This window comes from Halomonas shantousis (assembly GCF_054654615.1).
The window spans coordinates 2,980,883-2,997,293 of sequence record NZ_BAAIER010000002.1; the positions used below are offsets into that span (position 1 = coordinate 2,980,883).

At 62.9% G+C, this 16,411-nt stretch carries 15 protein-coding genes; 10 read left to right on the plus strand and 5 right to left on the minus strand.

The genetic code is table 11. The annotated features are described in order from the left end of the window. Positions 1 to 54: 54 nt before the first annotated feature. Together ACYQ12_RS14175 and gap are read right to left on the minus strand one after the other, a co-directional pair. On the minus strand, positions 55 to 372 hold the full coding sequence (locus tag ACYQ12_RS14175; RefSeq protein ID WP_459872935.1) for a hypothetical protein: 318 nt from the start codon (positions 370 to 372) through the stop codon (positions 55 to 57). A gap of 226 nt (positions 373 to 598) precedes the next feature. After that, positions 599 to 1,600 (minus strand): type I glyceraldehyde-3-phosphate dehydrogenase, encoded by a 1,002-nt coding sequence (gene gap, locus ACYQ12_RS14180; RefSeq protein WP_459872937.1) that lies wholly within the window; start codon positions 1,598 to 1,600, stop codon positions 599 to 601. Positions 1,601 to 1,762: 162 nt separating this feature from the next. Between gap and edd the strand changes: the two genes are divergently transcribed. From edd to ACYQ12_RS14205, 5 genes are all read left to right on the plus strand, one after another. Further along, the gene (edd, locus tag ACYQ12_RS14185) at positions 1,763 to 3,610 is read left to right on the plus strand and encodes a phosphogluconate dehydratase (protein ID WP_459872939.1); all 1,848 of its coding nucleotides are present in this window, start codon (positions 1,763 to 1,765) and stop codon (positions 3,608 to 3,610) included. Continuing rightward, complete coding sequence (gene glk, locus ACYQ12_RS14190; RefSeq protein WP_459872941.1) at positions 3,607 to 4,566, plus strand: glucokinase; 960 nt, start codon at positions 3,607 to 3,609, stop codon at positions 4,564 to 4,566. Before edd ends, glk begins: the two co-directional genes overlap by 4 nt. Continuing rightward, positions 4,563 to 5,696, plus strand: a complete 1,134-nt coding sequence (locus ACYQ12_RS14195) for a D-hexose-6-phosphate mutarotase (protein WP_459872943.1) — start codon at positions 4,563 to 4,565, stop codon at positions 5,694 to 5,696. The genes glk and ACYQ12_RS14195 overlap by 4 nt, the downstream gene beginning before the upstream one ends. Beyond that, on the plus strand, positions 5,693 to 6,568 hold the full coding sequence (locus tag ACYQ12_RS14200; protein ID WP_459872945.1) for an aldo/keto reductase: 876 nt from the start codon (positions 5,693 to 5,695) through the stop codon (positions 6,566 to 6,568). Before ACYQ12_RS14195 ends, ACYQ12_RS14200 begins: the two co-directional genes overlap by 4 nt. 105 nt (positions 6,569 to 6,673) lie before the next feature. After that, positions 6,674 to 7,876: an alginate lyase family protein gene (locus ACYQ12_RS14205; RefSeq protein WP_459872947.1), complete on the plus strand. Its 1,203-nt coding sequence runs from the start codon at positions 6,674 to 6,676 to the stop codon at positions 7,874 to 7,876. Positions 7,877 to 8,035: 159 nt separating this feature from the next. Here the strand turns inward: ACYQ12_RS14205 and ACYQ12_RS14210 are convergent, their stop codons facing one another. The 3 genes from ACYQ12_RS14210 to zwf are packed head-to-tail and all read right to left on the minus strand — an operon-like array spanning position 8,036 to position 10,871. Then, entirely contained in the window at positions 8,036 to 8,698 is a 663-nt protein-coding gene (locus ACYQ12_RS14210) for a bifunctional 4-hydroxy-2-oxoglutarate aldolase/2-dehydro-3-deoxy-phosphogluconate aldolase (RefSeq protein ID WP_459872949.1), read from the minus strand. Between the two features lie 36 nt (positions 8,699 to 8,734). Then, on the minus strand, positions 8,735 to 9,409 hold the full coding sequence (gene pgl / locus ACYQ12_RS14215; RefSeq protein WP_459872951.1) for a 6-phosphogluconolactonase: 675 nt from the start codon (positions 9,407 to 9,409) through the stop codon (positions 8,735 to 8,737). Next, positions 9,396 to 10,871 carry a glucose-6-phosphate dehydrogenase gene (gene zwf, locus ACYQ12_RS14220; protein WP_459872953.1) on the minus strand — a complete coding sequence of 492 codons (1,476 nt, stop codon included), beginning with the start codon at positions 10,869 to 10,871 and terminating at the stop codon, positions 9,396 to 9,398. Before zwf ends, pgl begins: the two co-directional genes overlap by 14 nt. A 204-nt stretch (positions 10,872 to 11,075) precedes the next feature. On the opposite strand from zwf, the gene ACYQ12_RS14225 reads away from it, so the two are divergent. The 5 genes from ACYQ12_RS14225 (at position 11,076) to ACYQ12_RS14245 (ending at position 15,659) form a co-directional block, all read left to right on the plus strand. Next, positions 11,076 to 11,936, plus strand: a complete 861-nt coding sequence (locus ACYQ12_RS14225; protein ID WP_459872955.1) for a MurR/RpiR family transcriptional regulator — start codon at positions 11,076 to 11,078, stop codon at positions 11,934 to 11,936. 135 nt (positions 11,937 to 12,071) lie between these two features. Next, positions 12,072 to 12,932, plus strand: a complete 861-nt coding sequence (locus ACYQ12_RS14230; RefSeq protein ID WP_459872957.1) for a putative selenate ABC transporter substrate-binding protein — start codon at positions 12,072 to 12,074, stop codon at positions 12,930 to 12,932. 2 nt (positions 12,933 to 12,934) lie between these two features. Continuing rightward, positions 12,935 to 13,648 carry an ATP-binding cassette domain-containing protein gene (locus ACYQ12_RS14235; protein WP_459872959.1) on the plus strand — a complete coding sequence of 238 codons (714 nt, stop codon included), beginning with the start codon at positions 12,935 to 12,937 and terminating at the stop codon, positions 13,646 to 13,648. Continuing rightward, positions 13,638 to 15,254, plus strand: coding sequence for a PhnE/PtxC family ABC transporter permease (locus tag ACYQ12_RS14240; protein ID WP_459872961.1), 1,617 nt, complete (start codon positions 13,638 to 13,640; stop codon positions 15,252 to 15,254). Before ACYQ12_RS14235 ends, ACYQ12_RS14240 begins: the two co-directional genes overlap by 11 nt. A 198-nt stretch (positions 15,255 to 15,452) precedes the next feature. After that, a complete protein-coding gene (locus ACYQ12_RS14245) occupies positions 15,453 to 15,659 on the plus strand; it encodes a hypothetical protein (protein ID WP_459872963.1) in 207 nt (68 codons plus the stop codon). Positions 15,660 to 16,411: the final 752 nt, after the last annotated feature.

The following is a 16,411-nucleotide window of genomic DNA, read 5'->3' on the forward strand; positions in this document are numbered from 1 at the left end:
TGCCCCTTCCTGGGCGTTCTGGGTTGGCGTCGAAGTGCTGCCCTACGCTCGACATCAACGCACGCCGGCCTGCTTTCGAGGCTCATAACGCAATGATGGCGCTGTCTGCGCTGGAGATTGTCGTGCTGCATTCTGCGACGATGCAGCCTTCTTCTTGTGCTGGGGCGCTTCGAGGAAGGCCTGCACCAGGCCGTGGAGCTCATCGACCTCCAGCGCCACACGCTCGCCTTTCGCCTGACCGGACCAGACGACGAAGATCGCCGGTGCATGGCGAGACTGATCCACGCCGACGATCCGTCCCTGACGGTCATGACGCGCATCACGAAGCGTAGAGCCTACCAGCAGATGGGCTTGTGGGACGTAATCGCGCATATTATTGGTAAAGCCTGACCATAACGTGACATTTCCGAGGAGTCTAACAGCACAACGGCTCCAGAGTGCACCCGGGCCGCGCTAATATTCCTGCAGCTTAGCATTGTCTGCGTCAGATACCTTAAGGGATCGGGATAACGTTTGCCCCTGCCTTTGGATGTAACGCCCAAATGCAACAAGGCGCCCGAAGGCGCCTTGCGAATTTCACACGATGAAGAGAGCGGGATTATTGCGCCGCTTGCATGGCCAGCGCCGTATCGAGCATGCGATTGGAGAATCCCCACTCATTGTCATACCAGGCCATGACCTTGACCAGACGACCGTTGACGCGAGTGTGATTGGCGTCAAAAGTGGAAGAGTGAGGATCATGGTTAAAATCGATGGACACCAGAGGCTGAGCATTAATGGCCAGCACTTCCGATTCGGCTGCCGCCTTCTCCATGATGGCGTTGACTTCATCCCGGGTGGTGTCACGGCTAGCGACGAATGCCAGATCCACCAGCGACACGTTGATCACCGGCACGCGTATCGCCAGCCCGTCGAACCGGCCGTTGAGTTCCGGCAGCACCTGACCGACCGCCGCTGCGGCCCCCGTCTTGGTCGGGATCATCGATTGTGTCGCACTGCGTGCACGATAAGGGTCCTGATGATAGACGTCGGAGAGATTCTGATCATTGGTGTAGGCATGCACCGTGGTCATCAGGCCATGCTCGATGCCCAGCGCGTCATTCAGCGCCTTGGCCACCGGCGCCAGGCAATTGGTCGTGCAGGAGGCGTTGGAGACCACACGATGTTCCGGCTTGAGGATATGCTCATTGACGCCATAGACCACCATGGCATCCGCATCGGAACTGGCCGTCGAGATCAGCACGCGTGCGGCACCGGCCTCGAGATGCTTGGCTGCGGCGTCACGCTTGGTGAACAGCCCGGTGCACTCCATGACCAGATCCACGCCCAACGACTCCCAGGGCAGAGAGGCGGGGTCGCGCTCGGAAAGCATGCGGATGCGGTCGCCGTCTACGATAAGGGATTCACTGTCATGCTCGACCGGGAACCCGAAGGGACCATGAACGCTGTCATGCTTGAGCAGATGGGCGTTGAGTGCGGGATCACCGAGATCGTTGATGGCGACCACTTCGACGCGGTCACGATAACCATTCTCGTAGAGAGCCCGCAGCACGTTGCGGCCGATACGGCCAAAACCGTTGATGGCGACACGCAGAGTCATAAGGGTTTCCTCTTCGTTGGCGTGAATCCCGTCACTGTGATAAAGCTCCGATATGGAATAATTTTACAACATTACTTCAATATCGTTCAAAGAATGACAGCTAGAAAGACAATATTTTGTTAAATTTAGCCACATTCCAATGACATCGATGAGGACGTCTCCATGCCCGTCAATGACACTGTCAAGCGCGTCACCCAGCGGATCGAGGAGCGCTCCCGCGCGCGCCGTGAGCGCTATGAACAACTGATGCAAGACCAGCACGGACGTGGCGTTCATCGCGGCACGCTCTCCTGCGGCAATCTGGCGCATGGCTTTGCCGCCTGCGGCGCCCAGGACAAGGATCAGCTCAAGCTGATGAACAGTGCCAATCTCGCCATCGTGTCGTCCTACAATGACATGCTCTCGGCCCATCAGCCGTTCAAGGACTTCCCCGAGATCATCAAGGACGCTGCACGTTCGATGGGCTCTACCGCCCAGTTCGCCGGAGGAGTTCCGGCCATGTGCGATGGTGTCACCCAAGGCCAGCCGGGCATGGAGCTGTCGCTGTTCTCCCGCGACGTGATCGCCATGGCCACGGCCGTGGCGCTGTCCCACAACATGTTCGATGCCGCACTCTACTTGGGAATATGTGACAAGATCGTGCCAGGCCTGTTCATCGGCGCCGCGCGTTTCGGGCACCTGCCGGCGGTCTTCGTGCCTGGCGGTCCGATGAAGAGCGGCCTGCCCAACGAAGAGAAGTCGCGCATCCGCCAGCTCTATGCCGAAGGCAAGGTGGGACGCGAGGAGCTGCTCGAGGCCGAATCGCAGTCCTACCACAGCCCCGGTACCTGCACCTTCTATGGCACGGCCAACTCCAACCAGCTGATGATGGAAATGATGGGGCTGCATCTGCCGGGCGCCTCCTTCGTCAATCCCGGCACGCCACTGCGCGACGCCCTGACCCGCTATGCCACCGAGCAGGCGGTACGCAACTCCGCCCAGGGCGGCGACTATCGGCCGTTCTGGCAGCAGATCAACGCCAAGGCCATCGTCAACGCGCTGGTCGGTCTGCTGGTCTCCGGCGGCTCCACCAACCACACCATGCACCTGATCGCCATGGCGGGCGCCGCCGGGCTGACGGTCACCTGGGACGATTTTGCCGACCTCTCACGTGTCGTCCCGAGCCTGACGCGCATCTACCCCAACGGCAAGGCCGACGTGAACCATTTCCAGGCCGCCGGGGGCATGAGCTTCCTGTTCCGCGAACTGCTGGGCGCCGGACTCATCCATGGCGACATCCCCACGGTCTTCGGCACCGACCTGACCGCCTATACCCAGGAACCCTTCCTCGAAGACGGCAAGCTGGTATGGCGCGAAGGCCCCGAGACCAGCCTCGACGAAGAGATTCTGAGCCCGGTCGCGCGCCCCTTCGCCCCTACCGGCGGGCTGACCGTGCTCGACGGCAACCTGGGACGCGGCGTGATCAAGACCTCGGCGGTCAAGCAGGAGCATCACTTCGTCGAAGCTCCGGTACGGCTGTTCGAGGATCAGAACCAGCTCAAGCATGCCTTCGAAGCCGGCGAGCTCGACCGCGATGTGGTGGTGGTGGTGCGCTTCCAGGGGCCGCGCGCCAACGGCATGCCCGAACTGCACAAGCTCACCCCCTTCCTCGGCGTATTGCAGGATCGCGGCTACCATGTCGCCCTCGTCACCGACGGGCGCATGTCCGGCGCCTCGGGCAAGGTACCCGCCGCGATTCACATGACCCCGGAAGCCGTGGACGGCGGCCCGCTCGCCAAGCTGCGTGAGGGCGACGTGATTCGCCTCGATGCCGACAATAACGAGCTGCGCGTACTGGTCGACGAGGCCGAGTGGAATGCTCGGGAAGCGGTCAGCGCCGATCTCGTCGGCTCGCACCAGGGCATGGGCCGCGAACTGTTCGCCGGCATGCGCGCCATGGTCGGCGGCGCCGAGGAAGGCGCCTCGACATTCAACGGCTTCGACATGAACGCTCTGGAGGAGGCTAAATGAGCCGTCCGGCACTGATCGGCGATATCGGCGGCACCAACGCCCGGTTCGCCCTGGTGACGCCGGGCGAACATGAGCCGCATGACATCCAGACGCTGCCCTGCGCCGCCTATGCCGGCCTGGAGGAAGCGATACGCGCCTATCTCGATCAGGTTGGCGCCGTCGCGCCCCGCGAGGCCTGCCTGGCGTTCGCCTGCCCGGTGCACGACGACACCGTGAAGATGACCAACAACGACTGGTGCTTTTCCAAGCGAGAGGTAAAAACCTCGTTGGGACTCGACCTGTTCAAGGTCATCAATGACTTCACCGCTCAGGCGCTCGGCGTTCCGCATGTCGCCGCCGACGAACTGGTCGCCATCGGCGGCGGCGAGGCGGAAGCCGAACGCACCCGACTGATCATGGGGCCCGGCACCGGCCTCGGCGTGGCCGGGCTGTTCCCCGGACAGCGCGCCTGGATCCCGCTGCCCACCGAGGGGGGACATATCACCTTTGCGCCGACCGATGAGCATGAACTGAGTCTGCTAGGCTATTTCCGTCACCGTTACGGGCGTGTCTCGGTGGAGCGCCTGTTGTGCGGTCAGGGCCTGCTGGATCTGTACATGGCCTACGCCTCCCTCAGAGGCGTACATCCCCGCTACAATACGCCGGCAGAGGTCACGGGCGCGGCGCGCGCCAGCGACCCGCTGGCCCGGGAAACCGTGATGCGATTTCTCAAGATTCTCGGTGACGTGACGGGAGACGCCGCCCTGATGCTGGGCGCACGCGGTGGTGTCTATCTCTGCGGCGGCATCCTGCCGCGGATGCTGGAATGGCTGCCGCGCAGTCGCTTCCGGGAGGCCTTTGCCGACAAGGGCCGCATGGGTGCCTTCAATACCGGGATACCGACCTGGGTGGTAACGGCGGCCTGGACGGGACTACTCGGTGCCGCCGAAGCGCTACACAACGAGGAGGTAGCATGATACCCGACGCGCTGCGTCAGTTGCTGAACGAGACTCATGGACGCCGTCAGGCACACTGGGAAGGCCGAACGCTGCTGCTGATCCGCGAGGCCTGGGGAGAACTCGCCGTCTCTCTGCAAGGGGCCCAGGTGCTGCACTTTCTTCCCGCCGCCGAAGCGGTTCCTCTGCCGGCCGCCGCCGTCTCACGCGGGGTCGCCGATATCGAGAGCATGCCGGATGCTCCAGCGGCCCTCACCCCGGACACCCTACCGGCTGCGACAGCTCCTGACGCAGCGTCCGCCTCCTCCGTGCGCAGCTTCGAGGCTGCGGAGAATGCACCGCAAGGCACCGAGGCCACTTCCCCCCCGCATCCCGAGGTGGCCTTCACCACACCCGATCCCGCCCCCGAATCGCTGCCCACCGATGCCGCCGTGCCGGCCGATGCCGGCTGGCTGTGGGTCACCCCGACGCCTCAGGCCGCTCCCGGCGCCATTCGCGGCGGCATTCCGCTGTGCTGGCCATGGTTCGCCAACGAGTCGCCGGACGGTCAGGGGCCGATGCACGGCCCGGCCCGCAAGGCCGACTGGCGTCTCGATGCAGTGGATGACCATGCCGAGGGCGTCGAGCTGCACCTGTCGCCCGAGTCCCGCTTGCATGAACAGCTGGTACCGCGCGTGGTCGTTCAGGCCAACGCCCGACGCCTGCATGTGGAGCTGATTACCGAACACCGCGGCGAAACGCCGGTAAAGCTGACCGGTGCCCTGCACACCTATTTCGCCGTCAGCCATGCTCATGCCTGCCGCGTGGAAGGTCTGGCCGGCGCCCGCTATCTCGACAAGCTCAAGGGATTCGCCGAGGCGGAACAACAGGGCGAGCTCGGCATACGCGGCGAGGTGGACCGCATCTATCAGTCCCACCGGCCCGTGGTGCTCGACGATGGCCAGCGCCGCCTGCGCATCACCAAGCAGGGCAGCGATTCCACCGTCGTCTGGCAGCCCGATACGGCGCGCCCCGAGGACACGCCGGCCGACGTCGTCCACCGATTCCTGTGTGTCGAAGCCGCCTGCACCCGGGTCGACCCGGTCTGGCTGGTCCCCGATGCTCAGCACCTGCTGTCCATGACCATCACCCGTGAGGACAACGTGGCATGAGCGACGATCTGCACTTCGACGTGCCCTTCGTACTCGGCATGATGCGCCTGCATGAACGCCCGGAACTGGCCGATCCCGAGCGCTTCGCCGACTGGATCGAGGCCCGCCTGGACGAGGGCCTGCACTGGTTCGATCACGCCGACATCTACGGTAATAGCGAGTGCGAACGGCTGTTCGGTGCAGCGCTCAGGGCGCGCCCCGCCTTGAAGCAGCGCGTTCGAGTCGTCACCAAGGCCGACATCATCCTGCCGAAGTGCGATGACTCGCCCTTCCGCGTCAAGCACTACGACACCTCTCCCGACTATCTGCATGCGTCGGTCGACAATGCACTGGCGCGACTGGGCGTGGATCGCCTGGATCATTTTCTGCTTCACCGCCCCGATCCATTGCTCGACGTCCACGCTACCGGCGCGGCGCTGGATGCCATCGTCGAATCCGGCAAGGTCGGTGCCGTCGGGGTCTCCAACTTCCTGCCCGAGCAGTGGCGTCGCCTGCAGGCCGCCATGCGGCACCGTCTTGGCGTGCATCAGTTCGAGCTTTCCCTGGCACGCCCCGAGCCGCTCTTCGATGGGCTTTACGACGCCATCCTTGCCGACGATCAGGTGCCCATGGCCTGGTCGCCGCTGGGAGGCGGGCTGGTCTTCGAGGATGTGCTCGGCTCGGCCCTGTCGCGCGTTGCAGACAAGCTCGGCGCCAGCACGGCGGGGCTGGCCCTGGCCTGGCTGCGCAGCCTGCCGGGCAAGCCGGCGCCGGTCATCGGCACGCTCAAGGAGGCGCGCATCCACGAACTGCTGCTCGGCGGCCACCTGGATCTGGATCGCCCCACCTGGTTCGCGCTGCTCGAAGAGGCTCGCAGCCACCGGGTCGCATGATGGCCTTCCATGTTTCCAGCGTTACAGGCCGTTCCGACATCACAAGGAACTGTGGACCCCGGAACGGCTCCATGAAGTGTTAGTCGATTTTCAAGGATGAATGCTATGCGCAAGTTGACCGCCCTATCGCTCGGCCTGCTTTTCACCGCTTCGGCGTGGGCCGCGGAGCCCCGTTTCATCACCTACCCCCAGGACTTCCTGGCTACCAGCAGGGAAGCCATCGAGCAACGGCAGATGTCGCTGATGCCGGCCTACCAGGCGTTGATCGACGAGGCCGACGAGGCCCTCTCTGCGCCGCTGTACTCGGTGACCGACAAGACCCAGATGCCCGCCAGCGGCGACCCCCACGACTATTTCAGCTTCGCTCCCTACTGGTGGCCCAATCCCGACACCGAAAGCGGTCTGCCCTATGTCCGGCGCGACGGCGAGTACAACATGGACACCAAGAGCGACGCCACGGACAAGCAGCGTATGATCGACTTCGCCAAGGATGTCCACGCCCTGGGCCTGGCGTACTACTTCAGTGGCGAGAGGAAATATGCGGACAAGGCAGCACGCCAGGTCGTCAACTGGTTCGTGAATGACGAGACGCGCATGAACCCCAACATGCGTCACGCCCAGGCAATCCCCGGCCGCGTCGATGGACGCGGTATCGGCATCATCGACAGTCGCCTGCTGATCGGCGTAATGGACGCCGTCGAGCTGATTCGTCCTTCCAACGCGCTGAGCGATGCGGATTACCGTGCCGTGAAGCAGTGGTACGGCCAGTTTCTCGACTGGCTGCTTACCAGTGACAACGGGATCGAGGAGGGCCGCGCAGATAACAACCACGGCACTTGGTACGATGCGCAGGTGGCCGCCTTCGCGCTGTTCACCGATCAGCCCGAGATTGCCGAAACCCAGTTGGACACTACCCGTCAGCGCATCGCTCACCAGCTCGACCGGGCCGGAAAGCAGCCCGAGGAACTCGAGCGCACGCGTCCCTGGCACTACGTCAACTTCAATCTGGAGGCCTATACGAAACTGGGCCGCTATGGCGACAAGGTGGGCGAGGACATCTGGCACTACCATACTGGCAAACAAGGCCTGAAGGATGGTTTCCAGTTCGTCGCCGCTCACGCCGTCAGCGATGAAGAGTGGCCTTACGAGGAGCTCAAGGGCTTCAAGGCACCTGCAGCGCTCGACAACATGCTGGCAGCGGCTCACGCCTATGAGGACCCCGAGTTCTTTCGCGTAGCCCGCCGCCTGGCAGCCAAGGATCCCGATGCGCTCGGCCTGCTGCTCTATCCGCTCCAGCCCATGAATTGAACCTGGCATGTCGCGTCGCGAACCGGCGCGGCCACTTGGGGCCAACACGGCGACTCCAGCCCGGCATGGCTTCTCAGTGAGAGTTTCCGGATAAAAAAAGACCCGCCAAGGCGGGTCGAACAACAGCGTAGGCTGTCGAGAGAGACGCAAAAACGGCTGTCAGAGGGGGAAACGCTCCACGGCCTGCCGGGCCAGTTCGCGAATGCCATCCCAGTCGCCCTTGTCGATAAGCGTCTTGGGCGCCATCCACGAGCCACCGACACACACCACGTTGGCCAGATTCAGATAGTCCTGGGCGTTGTCGAGCGAAACGCCGCCGGTGGGACAGAACTTCGCCTCGGGAATCGGCCCACCGAAGGCCTTGAGAGCTGGCGCACCGCCGCTGGCTTCCGCCGGAAAGAACTTGAAGCGACGATAGCCGAACTGCCAGCCCAGCATGAGTTCGGACACCGTGGCGACCCCCGGCAACATGGGAATGGCGCTGTCCACGCCATGCGCAAAGAGGGCCTCGGTCGCTCCCGGCGTGACGATGAAGTCGACGCCGGCGGCCTCGGCCAGACGATACTGCTCGGGGGAAAGTACCGTACCGGCCCCCAGGGCGACCTCGGGCAGCGCCTCGCGAATGCGCCCAATGGCCTCCAGGGCGCAGTCGGTGCGCAGGGTCACTTCGAGTACCGTCAGGCCGCCGTCGACCAGGGCACGCGCCAGCGGCACGGCGTCCTCGAGACGTTCGATCACGATGACCGGAATGATGTTGACCTTCCGGCAGAGTGCATCGAGTTCGGCCGTGCGGCTGGCGGGGAGTTGCTTATCGATTGTCATAAGTAATTCCTGCGGTTGCTGCGGCGCCCGGCAGGCCTAGGGCGCCCAGTAGATGGCTGTCGGACTGGTCAAGAACGCACGGATCGGTAGCTCGCGCACGTCGTCGCCGCTCAAGGCGCGTGCCAGCACGGCACGCTTGTCGTCACCATTGACGTGCAGGACATGACGTTGCGTCTGGTGCAGTCGAGTGGCACTCAGCGTGATACGCGGTTGCGGCACGCTGGGCGCACGCACGGCGACTGCCGGTGCGTCGGTACTCAGCGCCAGGCCCAGCTCGGGACTGTCGGGAAACAGCGAAGCCGTGTGACCGTCGCCGCCCATGCCGAGGATGACCACACTCGCCGGCCACGGCAGCGCCTCGATACGCCGGCTTACCGCATCCACGCCCTGCTCGGGCGTGGCATCGTCGGTGGTCAGGGAATGAAAGGCCGCCTCGGCGGCCGCATTCACCAGGAGGTGTTCACGTATCAGGCGGGCATTGCTGTCGGCATGGTCGGGTGCTACCCAGCGCTCGTCGGCCAGGGTGATGTCGATGCGCGCCCAGGGCAACGCCATGCGCGACAGCGCGGCGAAGAAAGGAACCGGCGTCGATCCGCCAGAGACCACGAGCAGGACCCGCTCGCGCTCGGCAAGATCCGCTTCCAGGGCGCGGGCAACGCTTTCCGCCAGCTGCCGGGCCAGCCTGTCGCGTGGGGAATCAGTAGTCTTCATACCAGGACCGTCCATCTTGGGTAATCATGGCAATCGAGGCGACCGGCCCCCAGGAGCCGGCCGGATAGCGCCGTGGCGGCGTATCGCGCTCCGCCCAGCCGGCTTCGAGGTGATCGACCCAGCGCCAGGCGAATTCCACCTCGTCGCGGCGCACGAAGAGGTACTGGTTGCCTTTCATGACTTCCAGCAGCAGTCGCTCGTAGGCATCGGGGATGCGCGCCTTGGGGAAGGCATGGTGGAAGTCCAGATGCAACGGACCGGGACGCAGACGCATGCCCCTGTCGAGGCCGCTATCCTTGGTCAGCACCTGCAGGGCGATGCCCTCCTCCGGCTGCAGACGGATGACCAGCTTGTTGGCGGCCAGGCCCCGCTGATCGGGATCGAAGATGTAGTGCGCCTGCTGACGGAAGTGGATGACGATCTGCGACAGTTTCTCGGGCATGCGCTTGCCGGTGCGCAGATAGAACGGCACGCCGGCCCAGCGCCAGTTGGAGACTTCCAGCTTCATGGCCACGAAGGTCTCGGTGCGACTCGAGGCGTTGGAGCCCTCCTCGTCGAGATAGCCGGGTACGCTCTCGCCCTTGATCGAGCCGCCGACATACTGGCCGCGCACCACGTTGCGGGTCAGCGACTCGCCTTCCAGAGGCTTGAGCGCCTTGAGCACCTTGACCTTCTCGTCGCGAATGGCGTCGGCATCCAGATTCGCCGGCGGGTCCATGGCGATCATGCACAACAGTTGCAGCAGGTGGTTCTGCACCATGTCGCGCAGCTGCCCTGCCTTGTCGAAATAGCCCCAGCGCCCTTCGATCCCCACCGTCTCGGCCACGGTGATCTCGACATGCGAGATCTGGCTCTGGTTCCACTGGTTGCCGAACAGGGGGTTGGCAAAACGCAGCGCAATGAGGTTCTGCACCGTCTCCTTGCCCAGATAATGATCGATACGGTAGATCCGCGACTCGGGAAAGACCTTGCCGATGGCGTCGTTGATGATGCACGAGGAGGCCAGATCGTAGCCGATCGGCTTTTCGACCACTACGCGGGTATCGCTGTCCAGGCTGCGGCTAAGCTCCAGATTGTGACAGATGTCACCATAGATGCTGGCCGGCACGGCGAGATACACCGTCATCGGTTGCCGGGCGCCCTCACGCCAGCGACGAATCGCGTCGTAACCCTCGACAGTGGTGAAATCCAGCCCGACATACTCCAGGCGGGAGAGAAAGCGCTGCAAGGCCTGATCGTCGAGCTCGTCCGCCTTGACACGCTTGCCGAGCATCTCGCGAACGCGCACCCGGAAACTGTCGTCGTCGTAGTCCTGTCGCGCCAGTCCCAAGATGCGCGTGTTGTCCCCCAGCAGGCCATCACGATCCAGATGATAGAGCGCCGGGTAGAGCTTGCGCAGGGCCAGGTCGCCAAGCGCTCCGAACAGGGCCACATCGACATCGGGCGTAATATCTCGACTCATGAAACAGCCCCCTTGAGACTGGTTAATTTACCTATAAAATATGCCATCAACACGCCTATCAAGCAATTTTTCGAGTAAACTTACTAAAAAATCGATCGCCCTGGCGGCGAATCGGGTCGGACTATTGGCGGTCGCCCCCCCTCACGCTAGGATGCTCCGTTAGCCGTAGTTAATTCACTACTATAAGAGAAAGACACGATCCGCATGGCCGCTCATGACCTTATCGACCGTATCCGCTCACGGCTGGAGGAGCTCAACCGCTCCGAACGCAAGGTAGCCGATGTCATTCTGCAGGATCCCGCCACGGCCACCGGCCTGAGCATTGCCACGCTGGCCCAGGCGGCTTCGGTCAGCGAGCCGACCGTCAATCGTTTCTGTCGCAACTTCAACACCAAGGGCTATCCCGATTTCAAGATCAAGCTAGCCCAGAGCCTAGCCGGGGGCACGCCCTATGTCAGCCGCAGCGTGGAGCGCGGCGATGACGCGGCACGCTACAGCGACAAGATCTTCGGCGCCACCATCGCCGCCCTGGACGATGCGCGCCGGGCGCTCGACGCCCGGTGCATCGAGCACGCCGTGGATTATCTCATTCAGGCCAAGCAGATCAGCTTCTTCGGCCTGGGCGCCTCCGGCCCGGTAGCGCAGGACGCCCAGCACAAGTTCTTCCGCTTCAACCTGCCGGTGATGGCCTACGAAGACGTCCTCATGCAGCGCATGGTGGCTGCGGCCGCCCATACCGGCGATGTGATCGTGATCATCTCCTACACCGGGCGCACCCGGGAACTGGTGGAGATCGCCCGACTCGCCCGCGACAACGGCGCGGTAGTGCTGGGCATCACCGCGCCCGGCTCACCCTTGGCGGCGGAGTGCACCGAAACGCTGGCAGTGCTTACCCCCGAGGATACCGACGTCTACATGCCGATGACGTCACGCATGATCCACCTAGCGCTGATCGATGTGCTGGCTACCGGCGTCACCCTGCGTCGTGGTGAAGCCTTTCTCGGCCACCTCAAGAAGATCAAGGACAGTCTGCAGGCGACGCGCTATCCGGCTCACGACGATTGATCCCCGCCGCTCGTTCGACCGTTTTCGCCCGAGAGAAGGATAAAGCGCAATATATGTCCGATTGGCGATGAGCGCCTTGCTCCGCCTCTCTCGAGCCATGACAATAGTCTTCTCTTCACCTCTCAGGAGACTCTCATGCGCTGGCTCACCGCTATCGCCCTGCTGCTCGCCGGCATGGCACCCCTGGCTCAGGCGGCCGACACCTTCCGCTTCACGGCAATTCCCGACGAGGACCAGTCCCGCCTGGTGGAGCGCTTCCAGAAGGTGGCCGACTATCTCGAGGAGCAGCTTGACGTGGAGGTCGAGTACGTCCCGGTCAAGTCCTATAGCGCCGCGGTGAGCGCCTTCCGCAACGATCAGGTGCAACTGGCCTGGTTCGGAGGACTTTCGGGCGTTCAGGCACGCCGCCTGGTGCCCGGCTCCCAGGCGTTGGCCCAGGGCATCGAGGACAGCGCCTTCGTTACCTACTTCATCGCCAACGAGTCGACCGGCATCGAGCCTGCCGAAGACAAACTGCCCGAGAGCATCGAGGGCAAGTCGTTCACCTTCGGCGCCAAGACGTCGACGTCCGGCCGTCTGATGCCGGAGCACTACCTGCGCCAGCAGTTCGACGAGCCACCCGAATCGATCTTCTCCCGTGTCGGCTTCTCCGGCGATCACACCCGCACCATCGCCCTGGTGGAGTCGGGCACCTACGATGTGGGCGCCGTCAACTTCACGGTCTGGGACGCCGCCGTCGAGGATGGCCGCGTGGATACCGACAAGGTGCAGGTCATCTGGGCCACCCCGCCCTATCCCGACTATCAGTGGACCTTGCGCGGCGACGCCGACGAGAAGTATGGCGAAGGCTTCACCGACAAGGTCCGTCAGGCGCTGCTCGACATGGACGACCCGGAACTGCTGGCCAGCTTTCCGCGCGACGGGTTCATTCCCGCCTCCAACGAGGACTACGCGCCCATCGAGGAAGTCGGCGAGTCGCTGGGGCTGCTTCGCTGACCGTGACGGCACCTCTCGTCTCCTTCGACGCGGCCGATCTCGGTCACGGCGAACAGGTCGTGCTGCCGGGTCTTTCGCTCGCCCTCCACGAGGGCGAGCGCGTCGCGCTGCTCGGCCAGAGCGGAGCCGGCAAATCCACGCTGCTCACTGCCCTGCGCGAGCGTCTCGCAGGTCAAGTCGCCTGGTGTCCGCAAAGTCACGGCCTGGTGACGCCACTCGCGGTCTACCACAACATCTATATGGGCCGTCTCGAGCGCCACTCGGCACTGGCCAATCTCTGCAATCTGGTACGTCCCAACCGCCGCGCCTGGCACGAGGTCGGCCAGTTGTGTCACACGCTAGGCCTGGATGGCCTGCTCAAGCGCCCGGTGGAGAGCCTCTCCGGCGGACAGCGCAGCCGGGTGGCCATTGCCCGCGCCCTCTATCAGCAACGCAGCATTTTCCTGGGTGACGAGCCCGTGGCCAGCGTCGACCCTCACCAGGCACGCCGCCTGCTCGACTTGATCCATTCGCGCCACACCACTACCGTCATGGCGCTCCACCAGCGTGAGCTGGCGCTGTCGCACTTCGACCGCGTCTGGGGGCTGCGCGATGGGGCACTGGTCCTTGATGCCGCCTCTCGTGAGCTGACCCTTGCCGATCTGGATACGCTGTATCCCGATGCCGAGCCCGACACCGAGCTCGACGCTTCCCACGGGGGGCGTGATGCGTCTTAACGGCCCTTGGGCAAGGCGACACCGACGCCCCTCCCGGGCTCATCCCGACGAAATCGCCCAGCACGAGGAAGCCCGCGCCTATCTGACCCCGGACGGCCAGATGGGACAGGAGAGCGTGGCCCCCGGCTGGCTCAAGGGACGTGGTGTCAACCTGCAGTTGGCACGGCGCTCGCTGATTCTCGTCGTGCTCTGCCTGGTTCTGCTGCCGCTGGCCGACCTGCAGATCCTCGCCCACGACCCCTGGGCGGAACTCGCACGCATGGGGCGTGGCCTGCTCGTCCCGGACTGGCTGGGAATCAGCTCGCCCTTCACCGCCATCGCCCTGACCATCGGTGTCGCCTTGTGGGGAACGCTACTGGGAATCGTCCTGGGCTTTCCGCTGGCGCTGCTGTTCTTCCGTTCGCGTCTGGTACGCTCGGGCTGCGCCTTCGTACGCGCCATTCACGAACTCTTCTGGGCATTGCTGTTCCTGCAGGTGTTCGGTCTGTCGGCCATCACCGCTGTTGCAGCCCTGGCGATTCCCTATGCGGGGATCTTCGCCAAGGTCTATGCCGAGATTCTCGGCCAGACGTCGCGCGCGCCCGCCGACGCCCTGTCGCCAGGCATCGATCGCGTTTCGCGCTTCTTCTACGCCGAGTTGCCGCTGGCCTGGGCGCGGCTGGCCGCCTATACCCGCTATCGCTTCGAATGCGCCATGCGCGCCAGCGTCCTGCTCGGGTTCGTGGGACTTCCCACACTGGGCTTCCATCTCGAGAGTGCCTTTCGGGAAGGCCGCTATCATGAAGCCGGCGCACTGCTGTGGTGCTTCTACCTGCTTATCGCCACCCTGCAGTGGTGGGGACATCGACGCCTGCTACCGGTGTGGTTGGCTGTCAGCGCCTTCCTGCTGGGGCCCTGGCCGTCGGTGAACGGCGACCTGTTGTGGCGTTTCGTGAGCGTCGACCTGTGGCCGGCACCGCTGCGCGAGGGCGACTGGCGAGGCCTGGCAAGCTGGCTTGCCAAACTGCCCGACCTGTTGCCCGCGATCGGCAATACCCTGCTGCTGGGGCTGATGGGGACGGCTGGCGCATTGGCGGTGGCTCTGCTGGCATGGCCCCTGGCCAGCCGCCATTTTGGTCACCCCCTGACACGCTGGGCGGGCAAGGGAGTGATGATCGGCCTGCGCTCGACACCTGAATTGATGCTGGCGTTCATCTTCCTGCTGCTGCTGGGGCCTTCGATGCTGCCGGCCTGGCTGGCGCTGGCCCTGCACAACGGTGCGCTGATCGCTTTTCTCGTCGCCCGTCACGCCGACGCCATCGAACCGGGCATGCCGGGCCTGCCGGCCAGCGGGCGTTATGCCTACGAGCTGCTGCCTCGTATCTATCCCGGCCTGCTGGCCCTGCTGTTCTATCGCGCCGAAGTGATCATTCGCGAAACCGCTCTGCTTGGCATGCTGGGCATCGCCACGCTGGGCTTTCACATCGACTCCAGCTTCGAATACATGATGTTCGACCAAGCCTTCGCACTGCTGTTGATCACCGCGGCGATCAATCTCGCCGTCGACGCCATCTCGCGGCGCGTCACGCCACAGACGCAATCGCTGGAAGACCCCTGCAGCCGCTGAGCGCCATGCCTGACGTCCAAGTCGCGCGCCTTCTCGCCATGCGATGCATGTGGACCATCCCATTACGAATCATTACTTTCTTATCGCCTTTACCCCTACAAAGTGCTTGAACGCTTTTCTATCTTGAAGAAGGCAATCGTGATTGCCGCTCGGAAATGACATCATCCACCCCATGCAAGCCTATCGGGAGGTTGTGTTATGGCAAACGATCCGATGAAAGATAAGAACTACGATATGGTCAGTGTGCTTTATCATGTTGCACAAGGCTCGGAAAACAGCCGCAAATATGCAGAAGATGCCCGCCAGGAAGGCGATAATGAAGCGGCGGAATTCTTCGAGGAAGCACAACGCGTCTATGTAGAACTGGGTACCAAAGGCAAGAAGCTGTTGAAAGACCGGCTCTGAATTTCATCTTGTCTGCCGGCTGAAGGTACCTTTCTCCACCTCACTTCATCGCAAGACAGCCCTACGCTCTGTCTGAAGAATCGGCGAGCAATACTCAGGCAAGGCAAAAATTAGCGATAAAGCGGAGTTTACGTGGTGTAAATGAGCATTTTGATCGGACTCGCGCCCGAGCTGATTTTTAACACTGCATGAGTGAGCACCGGCATTCTTCAGATAGAGCGTAGCGTATCGCTAGGGCTGTCTTATACATGGGTCGCCTCGAACCCTGGCCTTTCATCGCCTGACAAAGCCAGCCCACGTAAGGCTTCACTTGTCTCCCAAGCCTCGTTGTTTCTTGACGCTTCGCTGTATCCGCTAATGCTTATGGATTATGGAAAGCATCTTGAAGAGTTTTTATCAGGCCACGAAAATATTTATTAGAAGAGGTAACCTAGGTTAAACTCGACTCGGCTTGTAATATTATTTCTTTGTTTTTTCTTAAAGCGATACGTAAATTAAAATAAAAGCCGCATAACATAAAATAGCTTACGTTTTGCTTCGCTTTGCTTGCTTGTCCATCGGCTTCGATTTGCTAGATTCATAGTCAGGCAATGCACCAGGTCAATAGGAATGACAGCCGGACATTGCCCTCTCGGGGCCACGCCAGACATGCGCCATGCTGCCGTCGGAAACGCGTATCCATCATCGGTACGGTTCTGAAGGGTTTGAATCGGCGAAGCTTGTCCCGCCGATGCTCATCATGCGTTGTCCGG